This window comes from Elusimicrobiota bacterium (genome assembly GCA_016180815.1).
Classification (GTDB): Bacteria; Elusimicrobiota; Elusimicrobia; order JACQPE01; family JACQPE01; genus JACPAN01.
On sequence record JACPAN010000007.1, the window covers coordinates 1 to 18,129 of the forward strand.

Genomic DNA, 18,129 nt, shown 5'->3' on the forward strand with positions numbered 1-18,129 from the left:
GTTAAAGGGATCAAGACTTTTTAGACGGGCCAGCCTCTTGATGCCGGAAATGGCGCCTGGACCAAGGCCGGCTAAAATCGCCGGGCCGTCTTCCGTGATGAAGTCCGAAAACCCATCATCAAGATCGAGACTAAAGAGCTTCTCGAAGTAAGGCAAGGCATCGGGCTCTCCCAAAGCGCCCAAAAGGTACATGGCATGGATAGGGGCCCAGCCTTTGGGCCATTCGGCGTTATGCAACTTTTTATCCAGCATAATGGCAGCCAATGGCTTTAAAGCCTTTTTGCCGAAGGAAAGAATCTCTTGGGGCAGCCCTTCAGGGACATCTAGGCCGCAGTTTAAGAGCGTTTGGAGGCTTTTTTTGGGAGAGCCGAGCCTAAGGCCGAACATCGCTTGAAATTATAGCGCACAGACACAGGCCAACAGCCTAAAAATTTGCTTTATTTGGATTCTCTCCCCGCTCTACGCGCTCAACGTCATCATCAAGAAAAACCATACCCGACTTTCTACCGGGAACCCGGTAGGGAGACCCTGCTTTATAACGGGGGCAATCTTTGGGACCGTAACAGTGGGTTTCAAAACGCCAGCACTTTTTTGATGGATTCCAGTGGTCCAGAATAATCTCTGTCACCATGCTCAAACCCCAAGGACATCGCTGGCATTGTGTTTCCCAGGTCGTTTTATCCAGCCTACAGTGGCCATTGGCTCGGTAAACGGGTAAAGGCGGGGCAATGCCTCCATCGGGATGCGGTGGTTCATTATCAGGCGTGGGGCTTCTTTCCAAGAACTTCAAGCCGCTAACCTGATAAAGCTCAGCCCATTCTTTCAGGGTATCGGGGATAGGGGCTCCTTCTCCCGATAATTTATCCTCTATGCGAAAACGATGCTTTTCATGGGCCTTGGGGCCTATGGCCACGCGAAAAAGCCTCTCTTGACCTTGAATTTTGCCCTGTAGGATGAGCGTATAGCCCTGGTATTGATGCGTGGGGATTTGGTCGAAGGACCGGATCAGGCGGATTCTGGCTTTAACCGCCTGGATTTAGCCTTTAAACGAAATTTTCATAATGGGATTCATTGATCAATCAGGACTTTAGAACCGAATTATTGCGCCATAGATTGTTTAGCCGGCGCTTTTCAACAGACCGGGATTTTCTGCAACGGGAACACCATAAACCTCCCTGCGCCACATCGTTAGGCCTATGGAAGAATACGTGTCCCTCCCCACATCGCCACTTTAACGGCGTATGGTTATTGCTATAAATCCTGGAGAGGCAAGCGCCTCCTTTTAACCGAGCTAACGTGCGCATATCCTGAATGGTTTTTGTTTTGTGGCCGGAGCAAATGAGGCACCAATGACCCCGGGCAATGCCATGCGGTTTGGCCCGCCACTGGTGACCTTGGCGGCATTGCCACAGCAAAGGAGTTTGATTATTGACGTATTGATCCGATAGGCAATAACCTCCGCGGGTTTGAGCCAAATGGTGCATCTCCTCAATGGTCTTTTTGACCTTACCAGCGCAATACGGACACCAGGAGCCGCGTTTTAAAGATGCGGCCAACGGTTCCCAGTGATGGCCCTGGCCGCATTCCACCGCCATACGCGTTAAGGCGTTGGTGAACTCATATGCTCCGGTCAGGCACCTGCCCCCTTTATCGGTGATAATTTTTTCAATCATTTCAAAGGTGTAAGGATTTCCTTTTTCCGGATCGCACCGGGGGCATTGGAATCGACGCTCCAGTGTCCTAGGTAAGGCCCAAAATATATGTCCCATCGAACATTCCCAACGAAGCATGGTTTTTCCATTGCGATAAACCTTGGAAAGGCATCGGGCATGGTGCCGATGGGCCATTTCTTGCATTTCGTCTATTGTCTTGCCGAATCCTAGACAACGCAAGCACCAGTGCCCCTTTTGTAAGGCCAATATTCTGGGGCGCCAAATATGCCCCCTGGGACAGCGGACCCTCAGGCAAGACCTGGCGTGCAGGGAAATCGGCTTCGTTGTGAGACAAATGCCGCCTTTGGATTCAATCAAGCGGACGATTTCTTGAAAAACAGGCTGGCTTCTTTTGACCTTCCGGCAATAAGGGCACCAGAATCCCCGTTTGACCGTGCGCAGGCTCATCCTCCAGTGATGGCCCTGGCCGCACATCCATTCCAACGGCTCTTTATAGCGAACGTAATTTTGGGAAACTAAGATGCCGCCCCTGGGCCGGACCATATCCTGGATTTCCGGGATGGTCAATTTGGCCACTCCGGCGCACCGGCCGCACCAAGTTCCGGCTTTCACTTCGTAGGGCATCGCACGCCACCGGTGCTTATTTGCGCATATCCAAAGCAAGGGCGTGCGGGCGTTTCCGTATTGCTCGGATAAGCAGTCGCCGCCTTGGGATCGGGCGATCCGCCTCATCTCTTCAAGCGTTAATTTGATCTTGCCGTTGCACAAGGGGCACCAGCGCTTCAGATACAACACATTGCGTGGAATAGCCTGCCACGTATGGCCCTTCGCGCATCGCCATAAAAGCTTTGTAAGGCCGTTGGCGTAGGCAGCTGATAGGCAATCGCCTCCCCGGCTTCTGGCCACCTGTTTAATGGCTTCAATGGTCCACTTTCTGTTCACTGCAAACCTTAAACAGTGTTAATCAAAGCACTCAGAATATTTCTGGCATCATACCAGTCGTTTTGATTGTAGGCTGCATGAAGCTTCGGCAACTTACCTTCTAACTGCTTTAATTTTTTACTCATATCCTGGTCAAAAACGGACCGACAGGCTCACCCGATGCGTATCCCCCAGCAGCCCGAAGGGTTTGAAGGCGTAATCAATCTGCGCTCCCATCAAACGGAAGCCGACGCCTCCTGAGATTCCGTCTAATCCCCCGTTGCCGGCGAGGGGGACTTGTTGGCCCAGGGCGGCGATATAGCCTCCGCGCAGGCTCAGGACCGGCAGGGCCTGATACTCCGTGCCGATATTGATATTGGTTTTATGGCTGTAGAGCTGTTGTTTGACGTCTAAAGCCAAGGCAATGCCCACAGGGAGCCTGTAGCTTAACCCTCCTGAAAGGCTTAACGGCAATGGATCGCGCTGTTCGATAAATCGAATCCCTGGGCCTACGTTCTGCAAGGCTAGACCCAGGGATATGGGGTTAGTACGCAAGGGAACGATGAAGCCAAAATCAAAAGCAAAACTATTAGCCATAAACCCGGCAATCTCGCTTTGAATGAGCTTTGTATTTAACCCTGCCCGGATAAAGCCTATTTTTCTGCCATAACCCAAGGATAAGGATTGATCCTGGGCTTTGATCGAGCCTGTTCTCTCCCTGTTTTGTCCCCTGGATTGGGATTCTCCCTGGGAAAGAACGCTGATGGAGCCGGCCAGGGTTCCTTTCCCCTGTGGCAGAGGGTATCCTAATCCCAGGAAATTGTATTGACTGTCTAAAAGCCATTGGGAATACATGGCCCCGATTTCAGGCTGATTCATTAAAGCCAATCCCGCCGGGTTCCAGTGCAAAGAGGAAATGTCATTGGCCAAGGCTGTGTAAGCGCCGCCCATGCCCACGGGCCGGGCTCCTACCGGGATATTCAAAAACTCGGCCCCTGTTTTCTGGGATGATTGGGCAAAAAGGGATAGGCTTAAAGCCGCAATCCAAACTAAGGCAACCAAAACAGCCACCAGCCAAGCTCTGTCCTTTCGCGCCGGTTGCTGTGGCGGGTATACATGCTTGGTCATGAGATTATCACCTGATGACATAAAATTTGCCTTTTGCCCTTAAGACTTCCGAATCTTTTTTGGCTTCAACCAGATAAAAGTAAGTTCCTGAGGGAATATGCCCGTCCCAGCCCCATTCATAGGCGTATTGGGGGCCTTGCCCGTCGTCAATGACTTGGGGCTGTCCGCTTAGGTTTGTTTCCTGGACAAGCTCCCCGGATATCGAATAAATCAGGATACGCGCTGAATCAGCCATGCCGGTTTCAATGTGAATAATAGGCCTGGCTCCTCCTGCCGCCGGGTTGGGGTAGGCGTAGGCCTCTCCAAGTTTAAAGGCAGGGTCAGGACCAAATTGCGAAGGCGCGGATGCCAGGCTTGCCGTTTTTTTCGAGCCTCCATCATCGTTGCCGGCATTGTTTTGATTGCTCCCCTCTTTAGGCGGCAATAGGCCATCGGTTGCATAGAGAATGGGATTGCCTTTGATTGAGGCAGAGGCAAAATAAGCATGCCCGGCCAAGCGCACATTTCCATCTATTGAAGCTGCTGATAACGGCGCATACACAAAAGCCGCAGCCTCCACATTGCCTTTAGCCAGAAAAGTCGAAGAAGTGGACACAATAACCAGGTTCCCGGATTCACCCAAACTGTTGACTGCGGCATTGCCTTCCCAAATGATGGCTCCGCGCACGAACAGAGCTACGGGGCCTTGGACTTTGATTTCCCCATTGCCCGCGACCTCCAAGCCGTTGATAAGGTATTGGCCCGTGGTGAGCGTCAATGTTTGGTCCTTAACAACTAAGGAGCCGTTGACCAAATACTGGCTGGGAATCAGATGATTGTTATTGGATTGGCTTATGTTGCTCAGCAGCACCGCCAAATCTATAGGACTTGGATGAGGAGCCAAAGCAGTATTGACCAGCCGCGATCCTTTGATGGAGGCATTACCGGTCAGCTCAATCTGATCCGTGGTTCCAGCAGTCAAAATAGCATCGCCTTCGATGACGGCATTGCCGACCAAACGAATGCTTGAGGCAATGACGCTGGATACGCTGACCGGATTGCCGTTGGCCGTAAAAGCGCCCGAGGAAGCGACGCTCCCTTCAATGCGGACATTGCCGTCTAAATCCGAGGCTCCTTGACCGGTTACCAAAGCATGCTGCAGCAAAGCCGAGACATGGAAAATTTTCTTTTGCATAACCTCCGTATTGCCGAGACGATCCTTGGCCAGGAAGCTCACCGTATGCGTGCCCTGGGCTAAAGTGAAGGTGGAGGAATAAACCGCCATCGGAGTTTGATCAACGGCAAAAAGAATTTCTTGAAGGCCGGAAGCCGCGTTGTTGACGAGGGGGTCAACGGCGCTAAGCGCGATTGGGGTTTCAGGCGTAATAAACGTCTCGCCAAAAGCCTCAAACAATGGTTGGCCCACGGCCAGGCTTGTCTCGGGCGCGGTGTTATCCACCGCCACTTTAAGGAAGCGGGATGCTTCCGCATTGTCCACTCGGTCCTTGGCGAAATACTCGATTAAATAAACGCCTTGAGAAGGCAAAGTAAAGCTGCCGCTATAAACCAAAAATTCTCCGCCGTTGATTCTGTATTTGATTTCTTTGACCCCGGATGCGACTTCCTGGGTCACCGGGTCCTGGGCCGAAAGAGCAATCTTTGTATCTCCGGTGATAAAAGCGCCCACGTCAGAAGGTTGGGCGTCGGCAGGATGGTCGGGGAACGCCGCGGGCCCTATATAAGACACCAAAGTTTGAGGAGGGGTCTGATCAACGGATGCTTCGACTGTTTTGACGGGTTCTTCATTATTAAGCCGGTCTTTGCTTGTGATGAGCACAGTTCTTTTGCCTTCGGGCAAGGTGAAGCTCGCGGCGAATACCTCAAAAGCCCCGCCGTCAATGCTGAATTTCGTTTCTTGAAGCCCCGATGCCACGCCGTTGACGATAGGATCAACGGCATCCAAAGAAATCAAACTATGCGTGGCGATAAACAACGGCCCGCCCACGGCGTCGGGCACATCCCCTATCGCCTTGAACTGCGGTCCTGAGATATGAACCGAGGTCAAGGGATGGCTGTTATCCACGGCCACGGTTGTTGTTTGAACTGTCTCTTTATTGCCGATCACGTCTTCGGCAAAGAAGCCCACGGCATAAATGCCGTCCGTGTCCCCGGAAAGTAGCAATTGCGAAATAAAACTTTGCCCCTGATTTGGAGACGGATCGACGAATATCGAGCGAATCACACCGTTGACGGATACGGTTTGGGTCGCCACGCCCAAACCTTGATTGTCGCCCGAGATAACCAAATCATCAATCGAACTAAAAGTAAACGTGGTCTGCTTCGTGACAAAGGTAATCGGGTCGGGAGACGGGGGCGCGGACAATTCAAAAGCCGGTATCTTGGGAGCGCCGATGGCCAGCGATGTTCTAGGCGCCAGGATATCATGAATAACTTCGAAGGGCTCGGTTGCCGCGCTTGAAACATTCAGCGCCCAATCCTGGACTGAAACGGTGAAACTCCATATACCGTCATCTATACTCAGCGGATTGATCCTGTCTCCAGCAATAACGGTTAAAACCGTGGGGCCGCGTAAAAGCCCCCTGTTTTCTACCTGAACCAATTGCGCCGATATAACTGGATTGGGATCAAGATCACTGACCGCAAACTCAATGGGAATCGAACTTATGGCAGCTACATAGACTTGTCCGGCTAACGGGGATTGAACGCTGATAGCGGGATTCGTAGCGTCAAAAGCGATGCTTCCGGTCTCGTCAGTTCCGGTATTTCCGGCCAAATCTTGGCCTTCAATGCGGATCGCGTGTATGCCCTCCGGGTCATCCGGCCTTGTCGTGGCCGTAAAGTTCCAGAGAAAACTGGGCGGCGTATTACCATCAACAGCCTGGATGCCGGACACAGTGACGGTGGGCATAGCGATCAAACGCTCCGAGGAAATAAAGTTGATCCCAAATTTCGACTTTGTGGGATTGATTGCGCGAACTGTGGTCAATACCTGACGCTTTAATTCAAATGAGAACGAATCAAGTTCAGGGGAAACCTCAGCCAAGGAGTTCCGGCTTAACGTTGAGCGAAATTTGACCTTCTTGGAGGAGGGATCAGCATTGCCCAAATCAGCGACCGGCCGGTAATTGAATCCATCAGTGCTGAATTCATGAACAATATTGCCCTCCCTTGGATTTTCCACACTTTGGAAATTGTTTATTTTGGTCACCTCGGTGAACTCGATGAACGGGGTTTCCACGGTCCCCGCCAGACTGCCCGCAAGCTCGATCGTCGGCGGCGGAGGTTCGCGGGCTTCCTGGTTGTTGACGCGGATGTAATCGATTTCAACCGAGCCGCTGATGGAAAAATTGGCCCCCCGCAAGCGATTGTCTATTTGTTGGCCGAAGGAAGCGGCCGGGTCTTTGTAATCCGATACCACGGTTTCCATGCCGTCGACAAAAAGCTTAAACACATTATCCGGCCTATAGACGAGCCTGTATACGTGAAACTCCCTGGGATCGATGTTGGGAAAGAACAGTTGGCCGAAGCGCGGTCTCATAAACACTTCCCTCGAAAAGGGCGTCACTGATATTCCCAGCGTAGAATCAACCTGGGGCGCAAATATGGAAACGAACATACCGGCGTCATCGACCGCCCGCACTCTCAATTCCACGGTAAAGCCGACCGAGGCGTTGACGCCGGTGGAAAACATGCTCAGAATGTATTGAACCGGATCGCGCGGCACGGGACCGGTAAAACTGACTTTATAGATGCCGTCTTGCACGCTTTCGCTGATATTGGCGTCCCTTTTAAAGACGGCAAACTGAGGATCGCTGCCCGGCAAAGAGTCTCCTTCAAAGCCCATATTCCAGACGATATTTTCCGGCGAAAAAACGGTTATCGTCGTTGTGATGAGACGCGCCAAGCCGCCTGCCGCCTCAATGCCGGCGAGGATATTTTTAGGGTCTTCAGCTTGGACCAAGACCGTATTCGTCCCGGAGAACGTAGGCGGCGAATTGTCGATGACTATGGTCGCCTGCTGCAACCCCTCCTGATGCCCCAGACGGTCCACGGCGTTGAAACTCACCACATGAGTCCCTTCTTGCGCAATCGAGAAGGGTTCTCCCGTAAAAACCTGATCCGGGCCATCATCAATCTTAAATGTGATGCGCTCAATGCCGGAAAGATTATCCGTCGCCACAAAGGCGAAAGTATCTTTGCTAGTGGCGTAGAGCATTCCGTTTTCCATAAAAAGAGGTCTTGATGCCACCAACCGGGTTAAGGGGGGCAGGCTGTCTATGGCTATGGTGCGCGTTGAAAGCGTTTCAGTTTGACCCAAAACATCGATTCCTGCAAACCTGAAGCTATATACGCTATCTGGAACCCCCACGAAATTAAAACTGGCGACGAATGTTTGTCCGATAGCCGGACTGGGATTGGTAAAGGTTGAAGAAAACAGGCCGTCCAAACCAACGATTATGCTGGAGACGCCGACCCCCTGACTATCCCCTGTTTGCCGGAAATCATCAATCGAACTTAAAACCATGAGGCTCTGAGGCGATACGAAAGTCACAGGGAAAGCTGACTGATCTAGAGTGACCGCGCTGGAGACAAGTTCGGCATTATCAATAGCCGTAAATTTTGGGCTGCCTTCGCTTAAAACAGTACGCGGCGGCAGTTCGTCCCCCGCGACGATGGTAAACACTTGGTTGCGCGCATTGCCCACGTTATCTAGCGCGATAACGCGCAATTGATGGACGCCCGGCCCCAGAGTAATGGTCGCACTCGAACCTACAACAAAACTGCTTGTCGTCTGATTCAGCCCAAATGAAAGGGAAGAAACTCCTGAAGCGACGCTTTCTTTGATCGGGTCCGATGCCTTAATCAAGACGGACGCCGTTTGACCGCGCACGGCCAGCCCGCCGGGCAAAAGAACGTTCGGTTCTATTGAAGCCAAAGAAATGGCAGGGCTTGTCGCATCGGTGCCCAAGGAAGCGCTTTTAATGGGTTCCGTATTGTGGGCCAAGTCAAAACTTCTAAATTGAATGGTATGGAATCCTTCGGTAGGAAAAGCTAGGGCGAAACCTGCTACATAGGGTTCAAAAGGCGCGACCGTGGTGTCAATTCTAAATTCCGTACCCAGCACCCCAGATCCCGCAAGCTTGCCCAAGGGCCGGTCGCTGGCCGAGAGAATATGGGTTGTTTGACTTGAAATAAAGACTTGTCCTGACGTGGATACGAATTTAGGTCCTTCGAGCAAATTTAAGGATGTAACCGGAGCGATCCGATCTTTAAGAAGCACCGCAAACAAAGAAAGGTGGTTAAGCGGCACGCTAAAAAGATTGTTGGCCGTATCCGGCCCTACGTCAGCCGCAAGCTGCCACATGGAAACAGCGGTGTCAAAACGATACACCCTTAATTCCTGCTCCAAAGCATCGCTGCCTAAATCCTGATAGCGGAAATTAAGCGTCGCGCCTCCGGGCAAAGAAGGATCGGGACTTAATATGTCGAATAAATTGCCCGCTAAAATCAGACCCTGGACCGCGGCCGCGCTCGTGGCAATGGCCACGGCCGGATTGACGGTTACAGTGGAAACGTGGTGGATCGTAATGCCGGGAACTTGAGAAGCCAGGGCAAGTTCGGGCTCGCCCGCCAAATTTCAAATTCTTGATTCCCCGGTGCAGCAATAGGCGATGGAGGATTGGGGGCTTTAACGCCTTGACCAAAGTTCTCCGCAGAAAGGGCAAAACTCGCAAAACGGATATCGTAATTCATGACCGTGCCCACGCCCGCATCATCACCCGGAGCGCTCCAAGCAAGCCGGACGCTTCCTTCGCCCTGAGGCTGGGCTAAAAGATCGGTTATGGCTCCCGGAGCAACCGGGTCGATGCCCGCAAAATAGCCCGTATAGAGGTGGTTTGCCCCTGAGGCCAAATACCCCGTCGTGCTGATAGAAGAGTCCGGCCCTGGCCCGATTTCCCCAATAGCGATTTCCATTTGCGATTGTCCGATGGCTTCGCTGAAACCTCCGCCTGAGTTGATGGACAATCTCGCCAACCTTGCGGTTCTCTGGGCCGTGTCGATTAATACGCTTTGATTAAACCCGAATCCATCCAAGCTGATATTGACGTTTTTCTCACCCTGGGCCACTGTCCCGGTATCCACAAACACTTGGGCCGCTGATGACGTGCTTAAAACAAGAAAAACGGTTTGTCCGTTGATGGTAACCGTGGCCATGGTCACGCCTGGATTGGTGACGGAAATGGCGATGGGTTTGGTCACATCCACCACCCCGAAAATATCCTGCGGAATAAACACATTGGCCGGCGTTGTGAAATTTCCGGTTTGAGATGTTGTTATCAGCCCTGTTTTGTTGATCGCCGTAATCCTGAAGTAAATCACAGCCGGAGACAAAACCGAACAATCGATGAAAACCCCGTGCGTTCTTGTTGAAACGCCGACCGCTTTGGTTTTGGTCAAACCAATCGGAAAAGCGCTGTTTGTTGAATACTCCACCAAGGCCGTCGTCCGGTCGTCCGTGGTCCATACGATTTGCGCGAAATTAGAAGCGATCAACGGCACTTGGACATTGGATATGACCGCAGACGAAGCGTCGAAGAAGGCCCCGGCCTTGGCCGGCGTCGTGCTTAACGGCGCATCCTCAAAGTTTCCGGCAATATCCTTAGCCTGAGTGTAAAACTCGTAATTGCCGTCTTGTAATCCGGGAATCTCAAATATGAAATTCCCCGTGTTCCCAAGAATCTCAAGACCTGTTTGCTGCCAATCCCCAAGTATCCCGTCGTCGTTATTATCCCGCCTAAACCATAAAAATGTCCTCTCCATCCCGCTGCCCACCGTGCCGTTTTGATCGAAAGACGCAAAGCTCACCGGGATCGGCCCCACGGAAAACGTGGATACCAGCACAGCCGCCGTTGATTGGGGTTTTAAATCATCGTATCTCAAATTGACGATTTGAGCCGTTGCATTGTCCGTATTGCCGACATTATCGGCAAGCCAGACGTACAGTGGGTTGCTGCCGTTGACCAAATTGCCCGACGTGAAATTAAACGACGTGAAATTTGACATGAAACTACCATCGTTCGGGGATGCAGGAGCTTCTCCCAGCTTGACAAACGCCCCACCCACACCCGAAGCGTCATCCGAGCCGGACAAAGTTACCGTAAAAGTCGAAATGTTCCTCCAAGGAGAAGGATTGGCGCCACCGGCCAGCAGGCTTGAAGGGGTTGCCGGAGCCTGAACGTCCACAATAAAGCTGCTGATTTTTACGGACTCGGCATTGCCCGCATTGTCCGAACTGCCAAAAACAATGAAGTGGCTCCCTGAAGCCGAAACTGTAAAGGTGCCTACAAAAACATCCAAGAGATTGACGTCCCCGATAGACTGATCAAGCTTAAACCCGGTAAAAGCCACCTCCGAGGTCACCGCGTCCACGACAATGGCATCTATACCTTCAAGACTAAGCGCTGTAGATGAAGAAATGAATAGAGCGCCCTGACTGTCGGTAAATGTCGGGCCGATGAATGAAAGCGTAGTTTCCGGAGGCTCGGTATCGGGAGATAACGCGCCGCCGTAGGAACCGCCTTCTTCGTCTAGGCATTCGGCATTTGATGTTTTGAACCCGTTTGAAGTGCGGAAATGCCAGCGATAAAGCGTGGCGTTGAGGTTCGTAACATCGGTTTTGACCTCAACGACGACCTGGGCGGCGGCCTGGGCGGGAGTAAAGGAACCGTTTATTTCAAAATGAAGAATAAAGTCAACCGATTCGCCAGTGGGAAGCTCCACGGGGCCTGTAAACGATGTCGGAAGGAGAGTCAACCAGGCAGGCGCGGAAATAACGATAGTCCGGGCATTCGATAGGTCGCCATCATTGTCGCTGCCATTGGTCAACGGTATGGTCAGGGCAATTTTATCCCCAGGCTCGACAACCCCAGGCGTTTGATGAAGAGCATAGGCCTTCGAGCCAGCCAGAATGCCGGTCAGCAACAATATGACGACTTTTCCCTTACCCATGGCCTTTGTTATTCCTATCTCATTTGTTACGTTCGCGGCTTAATCGACCGCTACATCCTCCTGGCTCCAAGCAATGTGTCCCTTACCCATGAAAAATCCTTTTATTTCTTGCCCTTTTCTTCTTGATTCATTCTCTTAAGCAGATAAAGAGCATTAAGCCGAACTAAGGCATCCGCTTCATCGGTTAATCGGCCAGCTTTGTGTTCTTTTGAGACGTATTTTTCTATGACGTTAACGGCTTTCTTCAGTTTCTTCTTGTCTTGCGTGTTTAAATCTGCGATCAATTTTTTGATCTTGTCCAACTGGTCATCGGATTTGATCCAGCCGAGCTTACGGGCCTCGGCAACATCGGAGAGCATCCGGGCGGTCCAGGCGCTGGCCGTGAAGGGCTCGGGAGGGGAGGCGGGGGCGAGAGTTGTTTGGTAGTAATCTTCATTCCAATCAGTTTCATTCGAAGCCCTGAGCATAGAATTTCTGATGCCAGGCGGCTCTTTCGTAATCAATATAAATCCAGATAATTTTTGCCCTGGTTTTACGCTAGCCTCCCTATCAGCCCACGATGGACAAGTCCACCAGCCGTGATAGGGGGTTTCCAAAACATATTTATGGTCCCATAGCAAAGGGGCTAATTTTTTGACTGGATAAACTCGCGGAACCTCATCAAGATTTCTATCGTGTTCATCACCGGGTTCGGTTTCTGGTTCTCTATGAGGGTAAAAAAAAGAATGCCCAAGGGGATTGTGTCGCAGGTCCACTCTAAACTGACCTACGCGGCCAAACGGATTAGAATAGAGGTCGCCCGTTGGATATGAAATCGTGTATTGGTAATGATATCCCTCTTTAGCTTGGGTGACAGCAACAGCGACTGTTGATGAACTTGATTGAGCTAGGCCAAATTCATTAGCCCTGGATTTTTTTTCTTCTGCGCCCAGGGTTTCCATTAAAATTATCAAAATGCTTAAAATTCCCGTTATGGACCGCACTTCGTTCCCTCCAGTAAAGTGACGCATTTATTCTTGCAGGGATCAGCCTGGGCCGTTGCATCGCAAGGACAACGGTAGTGGATTGGCTCTTCGGGGATCATGCAACAGGCAAGGATCTTGCTTTTAATGATTTCGCAAATTTGGGTTGGTAGCTGTATGGCACGAGAATCTGTCTTAGAAATTGCACGTTCTCTTTTAACATCGAATGGCTGCGAATTTATATCCACATCCTCCCCCGTCCTATGGGAAACATGCCCACGCGGAGACGCAGACCAGTTGCTGTCGATGTCAAAAAGCCCCCCATTGATAAGACTCATGTCGTTGATGGATATAACTAAACTGCTGGTTCTAACTTTGTATTCCGTGGCAATGATGTTGAGGGTATCGATAAAAGCCTGGGTGCCGTAGGTGTATTCTGGGTGCAAATTGTCGTTGCTAGAGGCAATATGATTCGGCCCTTGTTTGGGGAGCCGCCTTAACCCATCCACCCTCACATCCACAAACTCCTTGGCCTTCTGGGTTTTTCCATCGATGGCGAATTCGATCATTTCCTGCCCCGAAACTTCTCCGGAGACGTAAGTCAGGGTTGTTTGGCTTGAGGCTCCGATGGTAAAAGAGCCTTGGGTTTGCCCGTTGATTTTACCGATCGGCCTGGTCGTATTGTGGATATGCCCCCCGGTGTTGAAGACTCCCTGAATTCGATAGGTTCCCTGGCCGTCAGCGGGGCCTTTTAAGGTCAAGATGGCGTTGGTATTCGCGGCGCCGACTTCTTGAGGAAAGACCGTATCGGTATCTTTGGTGACAAACAAGCCGTCAAAGGCAGGGTTGTCCTTGTCGCGTCCTTCGCTGTCAGGGATTTGTAAATTTCTGAAGATAAGCACGAGTTCCGAGCCTTTTTGCGTCATCTGGGCAGGCGCAATGACGGTAACCTCGATATTCGCTGTTTGTCCCTGCTCGCAATCCTGGCAGAAGGCTTGGATTGTATATGCCCCCGGCTTTCTGCCAAGCGCACTGAACTGAATCTTGGCGATTCCCTTCTGATTGGTCAAATCGCTTCCCAGGGCCTCCGATGTCGGGCCATCGGGAGTTTCGATTAATGTAAAGACAACATTAAGACCTTGCTCTCCTTTGCCGTCGTTGATGTTGTGCGCCTTGGCGATGATATCAACCGGTTTTGAGGTGTCCGATGAGGCGGCAACGCGACCGACAGGAGCGATGAGCTTCGTCGCCTCTTGGACGGTTTGAGTCTGCTGGGCCACGAAGAAAACTTCTTGTTTTCCACTTGTGCAGGTGGCATCAAGAGAGGTGGCGGTGACCTGGTAGGTGCCGGTGGATTCCCCAAGAGTCAAAAAAGTTCCGGCCAAACCATTAGCATCTGTTGCCGAGGATTTAGGGCTGACGAAAGCGCTCTGGCCGGTGGTCGTGGCAAAGCTGATGGAAGCCCCGGAAACGGGATTGCCGTTTTGTCCGATCAATTGAATTTTTAGGGGACCGATCTTTTGGCGGCGCCCTCCTTCCAGATTGGCCGGTGAAGCTCTTATGAGAAGCTGCCGCGATGAGCAGGGAAAAACTCTGGTGAGCACGGTGCCGACGGTGAACTGCTGACCGATATTGGCGATGCCGGTAAAACCCTCATTAAAGACATTGTTATTTTCGTCTCTGCGTTGCCAATCCATGCCATAAGCGGTAAGAGTGGGCGTTGTTTGGCAACGGGCGTCTGCGGGCCCGGCGGCCCTTACCGTGATTGAATAAATTCCCGGAGGGTAAGGTTCGGGGCCTGTCGGGTTATCACCAAGGCCCCCTGAAATGACTTGGGTATGCTGGTGAGGGCTGACAAATTTATTGATGTGGTACTGATTGTTAGCGCTCACCCGGATGGGACTCCCTGGGCACGGCGTAAGGTTAAATCCTGTTTCTGACCCGCCCTGCAACTGAGGGCTGACGATAGCAGAGTAGGTGCAATTGGGCAAAGAAAACGTCACTTCGATATCTCCTACTGGAAAGCATGGTTCGGTTGCGGCAGGGATGGTCGTGCTTTTTGTGGCTTCAAAATTAATGTGACCACCCATTGTGATGACTGAAGGGTCGGCATCGCCGCTGCCTACGACCTGCGCAAATAATGATAATGTCCCCATCCCGATGAAAACCATAGCAAACAGGAGGGCGGTTCTGGCCGCAAGCGGGCCTGAGTTGGTTTGGCCCACGCCAAAAATATCGGTTTCCCTCCCGTTTCCCATCATGGCTTTTCCTTTTTTTCGTTTACATCGCTAATCCTTCGTTCGTTTCATCCCTTTATGCCGAACTCCTATAAGTTGAAATTTAAAACAATGCACTCTTGCGAGCTGTGATATTTTGCGGAGACGAGAAAAAATAATTGGCGCCCACGTAACCTTTTACCCATTTGCCGGAAAATAATTCGATGCCAGCACCGAAGCTAGGGATCAAACGTGTGGGATAAGAATGGCTCGACCTGTCGATTCCCGTGCCCCAGACTAATTCCGACCGTACTAACGCGACTCCAATTCTCAGGAAAGGAGAAATGGATTTCGGATAGAAAAAATTTTTGCTTAGAGATAAAGGGCCGAAAAAACGAGTTTTTATTTCAGGGACAGGCGCTTTGATCGTGGTTGTGGAGGGCTGCGTGAAAAAAGTTTTTGTATTTTCCGAAGCGAAAGCGAAGTCTTTTTGTGAATCCGAGTGAACGCCCAGATTGGCCTGAATTTTCCAGCCGTCACGAAAACATAGTTCCCATATAGCCCCCTGCCCTTCACTGTAACCTTCGGTTTCCGGGTCGCTATTTTTAAACGCCCTGGCGGAAGACACCCAGAACCCCATGCTGATGGGTGAGCGGCGGCCGATATGCACCGCCTTGTCGCCAATCGCTGGACGAAAGGTGTTGCGAAATTCCTCAGCAGGATGATAGAAACGAGCTGTCGATTGAAAGTCGCCGATGCCGCGAGTCTCAATTTTGCCTTTGTAGAGCCCGCTTGTATCATAGACTGCATACACGTCTCTCTTGTCGACCTCATGGATTGAGCCGCGGTCAATCAGAACATTTTTGTTTTGAATGGCCGTGATCTCGGCGACGCGCTTGGGAACAAAAGGTTTTCCTCGTAGACTTTTTCTCCACGTGAACACCTTGGGCCCTTCAATATCAAGGGGTCTTGTTTGTGTTTCACCAGGCGTGCCTGGGTCCGTGAATTGGGCATAAACTTTTTCGCCGACGTCGATTTTTAATTTTTTAGGGACGGAGGCCGTATAGTAATAAAGATTGCGCTTTTGGCTAAGTAAATCCCCAATGACAATGGGGATGCCGTCTTGTAAATAGATGGTTCCGCCCAGGACAAGCTTTCCGTCCACCTCAAGGACCATATTGGTCGTGTTGCCGTCGAATTCGATACCGAGGACTTGACCGATCGGCACAGGAGCCGGCGCTGAAAAACCTGAAAATGGCGTTGGAAGGAATAACGTCATGGCCATCAGCAACCTTCTGAAAGTGTAATGTTTGTCCACGAGATACCAACTTTATTCATTTTTTTATAGGTATTCAATTTGCGCATAAATTTTTTCATGATTAAGGCTGCTGCGGATTATCCCGGATGACGGGGACGTTTTCGTAGCCTATGCGAACACCTTGGACTAAATAATCAAAGCGAGCGCTTGAGGTTCCGCCACCGATCTCCTTGACGACAATCCGGATCGGGCTTTTTTCGACGATATAAAGTCCCTGGCAGTTTTCCAGCGGAGTAACCTGGGCGGTCATAAGCGCTGATTGGCTGGTAACCATGCCGAAGTGATCAGGAAGCTCAATGGTTGCTTCACCGTTGACGAGTTGTCCGGTGCCTCGATAATAAGTCCCGGACTCCGATCCCTCTAGTGTGTAATACAAAATTTGCTTATTGGGATCGTTGGGATGCTTTTGAATGAAACTTTTCGTCCCTGAGGCAGTAATATCGCCTGTTGTAATACTGCGTGCAGTAAGAGCTTCTGAAAAGGCTCCCGCGCCTCGGACGTTTAATCCATCAATCGTGCCATCAGGTAAAAGATGGGCCTCTCCGCGAATAACCACGGAGCCGTTGACATCCAACATTCTAATTGGCGCGGCGGTTCCGATCCCAACATTGCCCGGCGGATTGATGACCATCCGCCTGAAGATTCCGCCGTCATTGCGCGTCCAAAATTCGAATTGGCCATCGTTGTTTGCCTGGTTGACGTTCCTGCCGACGATGGCCGCCACGCCATTGCCGTTAGCCTGAGCGAAGAGAATGTCGGACTGGGCGTCGTTAGACGTGTTGGGATTTCTCAACACGAGTGTCCCGTGCGCTCCTCCAAAGCTCGGCGCCGCCGACTTGTCGATTTGTACTGCGTGCCCCGCGACCGCCTTCACCACGTGCAGGGTCGATTGCGGGCTTGCGGTGCCGATGCCGATTACTCCGTTGACGACCAACCCTCCGACAGTCAGGCCCGATGACGTGGTATTGCCGCGATTGGCGACTGATTGAAGGGTGTCCGTTTCCGCTGTGATTCCGATATTGTCAACATTGTCCGAGAAGCCTGCGGGAATGCCGGTGATCGAAGTCCATGGGAGGCTCGTGGTCACTGGAAACGAGGTGCGGCAGTCTCCTGAGAGACAAATACCCGCATTAAAGGATTGTTGAGCACTCCAGGTGTTGGGGCTGCCTAAATTTAAGGAAATGGTCCTGTCCGCGCTTAAATCCCCGCCGCCGGTCAGCCCGGTTCCTGCGGCAATGGAGCGCGATGATGGGGCTTTTGAGTTTAATTGAGTTTGAATATTGGAGGAAACACCGCTTAAATGTCCCAATTCGGTTGTGGTGACGGCGCCGGCGTTTAAATTTCCTGCGCCGCCTGAAGTTAAGACGCGATTGGCCGTTAAATTTGAAGCGGAAAGGCTGGCGGCTGAGAGCGCGCCTGCCACCGTTAAATTGCCTTGCGCCATGGCATTGGGCTCAAGTTTATTGGCTTTGTCCGATTTGAGGGCAAAGGGGACGGATTGCAGTTTAATTCTTGGAACCAATGGCGCCTCTGACCCAACTTGGGTCTGCAAATAACGGTTTGGAGCGCCAATAACCGAGGTGGGCAAGGGGGTAACGCCACCTAGAGAAACCTGAAAATTTCCGCCATGCGTGGTCACTGTGCGCTGTTCTTGCCAAAGTGGAGTTCCGGCGCCCACCGTTTCTTGGTCCCAAATGGAGAAGGTGACTGGATAGCTGGCATCCGGCTTGTTAACGCCGGCGCTGTCCGTCAAGCGCGCAGAGACGTTCATGGTCTGGGGCACGTCCTGGGCATCAAGCAGGCCGCTAAAAAGGACCGGCAGGCATAATCCAGTCAGGATTTTTAATTTCGTCATTCGATTTAATAACGCAAATTGCACTTTCTGAGGCATAATCCCCCCC

Annotated in this window: 9 protein-coding genes; all 9 read right to left on the minus strand. The window is 51.5% G+C overall.

Annotation, left to right across the window (positions count from 1 at the left end):
- Positions 1-387 (minus strand): DUF1186 domain-containing protein (locus tag HYT79_03035; protein ID MBI2069551.1); only part of this gene is annotated, 387 nt, incomplete at its 3' end.
- 692 nt (positions 388-1,079) lie between these two features.
- Positions 1,080-2,615, minus strand: a complete 1,536-nt coding sequence (locus HYT79_03040) for a hypothetical protein (GenBank protein MBI2069552.1) — start codon at positions 2,613-2,615, stop codon at positions 1,080-1,082.
- 132 nt (positions 2,616-2,747) lie between these two features.
- Complete coding sequence (locus tag HYT79_03045; protein MBI2069553.1) at positions 2,748-3,722, minus strand: PorV/PorQ family protein; 975 nt, start codon at positions 3,720-3,722, stop codon at positions 2,748-2,750.
- A 7-nt stretch (positions 3,723-3,729) separates the two neighbouring features.
- A complete protein-coding gene (locus HYT79_03050) occupies positions 3,730-9,357 on the minus strand; it encodes a T9SS type A sorting domain-containing protein (protein MBI2069554.1) in 5,628 nt (1,875 codons plus the stop codon).
- Positions 9,285-11,732, minus strand: a complete 2,448-nt coding sequence (locus HYT79_03055; protein MBI2069555.1) for a hypothetical protein — start codon at positions 11,730-11,732, stop codon at positions 9,285-9,287. Before HYT79_03055 ends, HYT79_03050 begins: the two co-directional genes overlap by 73 nt.
- 101 nt (positions 11,733-11,833) lie before the next feature.
- On the minus strand, positions 11,834-12,673 hold the full coding sequence (locus HYT79_03060; GenBank protein MBI2069556.1) for a hypothetical protein: 840 nt from the start codon (positions 12,671-12,673) through the stop codon (positions 11,834-11,836).
- A gap of 29 nt (positions 12,674-12,702) precedes the next feature.
- The gene (locus HYT79_03065) at positions 12,703-14,919 is read right to left on the minus strand and encodes a penicillin-insensitive murein endopeptidase (protein ID MBI2069557.1); all 2,217 of its coding nucleotides are present in this window, start codon (positions 14,917-14,919) and stop codon (positions 12,703-12,705) included.
- Positions 14,920-15,034: 115 nt separating this feature from the next.
- Entirely contained in the window at positions 15,035-16,228 is a 1,194-nt protein-coding gene (locus tag HYT79_03070) for a hypothetical protein (GenBank protein MBI2069558.1), read from the minus strand.
- Positions 16,229-16,289: 61 nt separating this feature from the next.
- Complete coding sequence (locus tag HYT79_03075) at positions 16,290-18,083, minus strand: hypothetical protein (GenBank protein MBI2069559.1); 1,794 nt, start codon at positions 18,081-18,083, stop codon at positions 16,290-16,292.
- Positions 18,084-18,129 lie beyond the last annotated feature (46 nt).